The sequence below is a fragment of the Thiocapsa sp. genome (assembly GCF_011390875.1).
Taxonomy (GTDB): Bacteria; Pseudomonadota; Gammaproteobacteria; order Chromatiales; family Chromatiaceae; genus Thiocapsa.
In genome coordinates, this window is sequence record NZ_JAABRP010000080.1 from 1 (window position 1) to 4,300 (window position 4,300).

Annotated in this window: 3 protein-coding genes and 1 pseudogene; 2 read left to right on the forward strand and 2 right to left on the reverse strand. The window is 64.2% G+C overall.

Annotated features, from left to right (window positions below; translation table 11 throughout):
• A pseudogene (locus GPT33_RS08505) lies at window positions 1-377 on the reverse strand (hypothetical protein); the annotation flags it as partial.
• Window positions 378-575: 198 nt separating this feature from the next.
• Here GPT33_RS08505 and GPT33_RS08510 point away from each other — a divergent pair.
• A complete protein-coding gene (locus GPT33_RS08510; RefSeq protein WP_296807377.1) occupies window positions 576-836 on the forward strand; it encodes a hypothetical protein in 261 nt (86 codons plus the stop codon).
• A gap of 114 nt (window positions 837-950) precedes the next feature.
• Here GPT33_RS08510 and clpB read toward each other — a convergent pair whose 3' ends face one another.
• Window positions 951-3,545, reverse strand: coding sequence for an ATP-dependent chaperone ClpB (gene clpB / locus GPT33_RS08515; protein ID WP_363929150.1), 2,595 nt, complete (start codon window positions 3,543-3,545; stop codon window positions 951-953).
• Between the two features lie 448 nt (window positions 3,546-3,993).
• On the opposite strand from clpB, the gene GPT33_RS08520 reads away from it, so the two are divergent.
• On the forward strand, window positions 3,994-4,300 hold a 307-nt coding region (locus GPT33_RS08520), incomplete at its 3' end, for a LysR family transcriptional regulator (RefSeq protein WP_296807383.1).

Sequence of the window (4,300 nt, forward strand, 5' to 3'; positions counted from 1 at the left end):
TCGTCCTCGATCCGCTGAATGGCGGTCAGCGAAGGACGACGGGCGTTGCGGCTGATATAGGCGGGCGACAGGGAGAAGCGCTCGCCGGCGAGCGCTTCGCTCATGTAGGGGCGTTCGCGCCGATCCCGACCCCAATGCTCAGGCAGAAGGCCCTGCGGGGAGACGTTTGCCGTCAATTGGCGGGCGTCATGGTCGAGCACATAGAGATACTTGCAGGACGCGAGCGTCGGCATCGCCGCGAGCAGGATTGGCTCCAAGGCGGTGCGATCCGGCCAGGCCGCGCGACACGGCTCGACCAGCCGTGCGAGCGATGCCGCCAGGCGACCCTGCAAGAGGATGCGTTGACGTGCGACGACCGTTTTGAGCGCTTGGCTCATCGCAAAGGTCTCCCGATTCGAGTGAAGGGCGGATTCTATCCGGAATCGGACCGCACGGGCCGATCGCACGTGATGCCCTGGTCGGGCACGTCGAGAAATTCGAACAAAATCCCGACCGAATCGGAAGGATTAGGCGTTTTGATTCGCATCTGGATCAACGACATTTGGACAACACAAAAACCTTGGAGGAGACTCAAGATGCGTATCCCGACAGCAACCGATCTTTCGAATGCCATCGATGCGGCGATTCGAGTCCGCGATCGCCTCGCATCCATGGATGCGGGGAAGGTCGCCACGCGCACCGTCGGCGGCGCCGTCGTCCTGACCGCATCGTTCTTGGTCGTCGCCAACCCACACACCACCCCGACCCCGGACCCGAGCGCGGTCGTCGCGTCACGCATCGCACCCGTGGGGACCGTGCAACTCGGCGCACCGATCATGGCATCGGCAATCGAGTAAGGTCGGCGCTCGACGACTGAGCGCCCGGGATCGTCATCGCGAGGCCATGCACGCGTAAAGGCGCGAAGGATCGTGGTTCCTTCGCGCCTTCCTCGTGCGGTGAGTGCCCGAGCGCTATAGGACTTCCCCCTGCAGTACCCGCTCGAAGCTGAGCTGGCCGTTCTCCAAACCCACCTCGATCAGATCGCCGGGAGCGAACTTTCCCGACAAGATCTCCTGTGCGAGCGGGTTTTCGAGCTGCGCCCGGATGGCACGCTTGAGCGGACGCGCGCCGTAGACCGGATCGAAACCGGCCTCGCCGAGATGGTCCAAAGCGGCATCGCTGACCTCCAACGCCATATCCCGATCGGCCAAGCGCTTGCGTAGATAGTCAATCTGGATACGCGCGATCGCCCGGATCTGCGCCGGCTGCAGCGGATGGAAGACCACGATCTCATCGAGCCGGTTGATGAATTCGGGCCGGAAGGCCACCCGCACGATCTCCATTACGGCGTCCTTCATCTCGGCATAGTTGGCCTCGCCGGCAACCTGCTGGATCACATCCGAGCCCAGGTTCGAGGTCATGACGATGACGCTGTTGCGAAAATCCACCGTGCGCCCTTGTCCGTCCGTCAGTCGCCCGTCGTCCAGCACCTGAAGCAGGACGTTGAAGACATCCGGGTGCGCCTTCTCGACCTCGTCGAGCAGGATGAGGCTGTAGGGACGGCGCCGAATCGCCTCCGTCAGATAGCCGCCCTCCTCGTAGCCGACATAGCCCGGCGGGGCCCCGATGAGGCGCGCGACCGAGTGTTTCTCCATGAACTCGGACATGTCGATGCGGACCATCGCCTCTTCGGTGTCGAAGAGGAAGGCCGCGAGCGCCTTGCACAGCTCGGTCTTGCCCACACCGGTCGGTCCGAGAAACAGGAATGAGCCGATGGGGCGGCCCGGATCCGACAGTCCCGCACGCGAGCGTCGGATGGCGTCGCTTACCGCGCGTACCGCCTCGGCTTGCCCGACCACGCGCTTCTCGATCTCCTGCTCCATGCGCAGCAGCTTGTCGCGCTCGCCCTCGAGCATGCGCGAGACCGGGATGCCGGTCCATTTGGAGACGATCTCGGCGATCTCCTCCTCGGTGACCTTGTTGCGCAGGAGCTGGTTCTCGCCCTGCTCGGCATCCGCTGCGGAGGCAAGCTGCTTTTCAAGCTCCGGGATACGCCCGTATTGCAGCTCGGACATGCGCGCGAGGTCGCCGGCACGTCGAGCGGTCTCCATCTCGACACGCGCCCGGTCGAGCGCCTCCTTGATGTGCGCCGTCCCCTGCACCGCCGCCTTCTCGGACTTCCAGATCTCATCGAGATCGGAGAACTCGCGCTCGGCACGTTCGATCTGACTTTCCAGGTCGGTCAGGCGTTTCTTGGATGCCTCGTCCGACTCCTTCTTGAGTGCGACCTGCTCGATCTTCAGCTGGATCAGACGCCGGTTGAGCCGGTCCATCTCCTCGGGCATGGAGTCGATCTCCATGCGGATCTGGGAGGCCGCCTCGTCGATCAGGTCGATCGCCTTATCCGGCAGCTGCCGATCGGAGATATAGCGATGCGAGAGAACGGCCGCGGCAACGATGGCCGGATCGGTGATCTCGACCGCATGATGGACCTCGTAGCGTTCTTTGAGTCCGCGCAGGATGGCGATGGTGTCCTCGACGTTCGGCTCGTCGACCAGGACCTTTTGAAAGCGCCGCTCCAGTGCGGCGTCCTTCTCGACATACTTGCGGTACTCGTCCAGCGTCGTCGCACCCACGCAATGCAGCTCGCCGCGCGCCAGCGCCGGCTTGAGCATGTTGCCCGCGTCCATCGAGCCCTCGGCCTTGCCGGCACCGACCATGGTGTGCAGCTCGTCGATGAAGAGGATGATGTTGCCTTCCTGCCGGCCGATATCGTTCAGGACGGCCTTGAGACGCTCCTCGAACTCGCCGCGGAACTTGGCCCCGGCGATCAAGGCGGCCATGTCGAGCGAGAGCAGGCGCCGACCCTTAAGGCCCTCGGGTACCTCGCCGTTGACGATGCGCTGCGCGAGCCCCTCGACGATGGCGGTCTTACCCACGCCGGGCTCGCCGATCAGCACCGGGTTGTTCTTGGTGCGGCGTTGCAGAACCTGGATGGTGCGCCGGATCTCGTCGTCGCGCCCGATGACCGGATCAAGCTTGCCCTGCTCGGCACGCTCGGTCATGTCGATGGTGAACTTCTCGAGCGCCTGACGCTGCTCCTCGGCGTTGGGGTCGTTCACGCTCTGCCCACCGCGCACCCCCTCGATCGCTTTTTCGATCGCGCCCTTGCTGGCGCCCGCCTCGCGCATCGCGGTACCCAGAGCGCCGCGATCCTCCAGTGCGGCCAACACGAAGAGCTCGGAAGAGATGTACTGATCGTTGCGCTGCTGGGCGAGCTTGTCGGTCTGGTTCAGGAGCCGATTCAGATCGTTGCCGACATGGACATCGCCACCCGCGCCCTCCACGGTCGGCAGTCGGTCGAGCTGCTCACCCAGCGCCGAGCGCAACCGATTGACGTTGACGTCGGCGCGCGTCAGCAAGTGCCGCACCGAGCCACCCTCCTGATCCAGCAGTGCAATCATCAGGTGAAGCGGCTCGATAAACTGGTGATCCCGTCCCACGGCGAGGCTCTGCGCATCCGCCAAGGCCATCTGAAACTTCGCGGTCAGCTTGTCCATTCTCACGGTGAATGACTCCTGAGTTTTTATAAGGTCATTGCGGAAGTGGGGAATCGGCTGGGGGCAATCAAGCGGGGACTGCGTTCGGGGTTCGGGGTTTTGGGCGAACGGAGGAAATCCCTTCGCCAAGCGGCGCATCGGAGCGCTCCTCGCGGCGAGGGCCGTGGGTTGTGCCGAACCGTGCGAGGAACGCGCTGAGTCGCGAACCCTTCAAAAACAACCAAAACGCGTAGGATGGGTAGAGCGAAGCGAAACCCATCCTCCCGGCACCACGCCCGAAACGAGGAACCCACCCGAGCGAAGCGAAACCCATCCTCCCGGCACCACGCCCGAAACGAGGAACCCACCCGAGCGAAGCGAAACCCATCCCGAGCCAAGGGCATCATACCGCAACCAATCCACGCGGCGGTTTGGACAGCTGGAGGCTAACGCCCCGCCGCTGTATCATCGCTGCGTGAACCTCCGAGACCTCAAATACATCCTCGCCGTCGCCGAGACACGCCACTTCGGGCGTGCCGCGGAGCGCTGCTTCGTGAGTCAGCCGACCTTGAGCGGGCAGATCAAGAAGCTCGAGGAGGAGCTCGATGTGGTCATCTTCGAGCGGACGAACCGCTCGGTCGAGATCACACCGGTCGGCGAGGCGATCCTCGGGCATGCGCGGCTCGCCTTGGAGCAGGCCCAGGCGATCGAGCAGGTTGCGCGCGCCCATCAGGATCCGCTCGCCGGCCCGCTGCGCATCGGGGCCATCCCGACACTGAGCC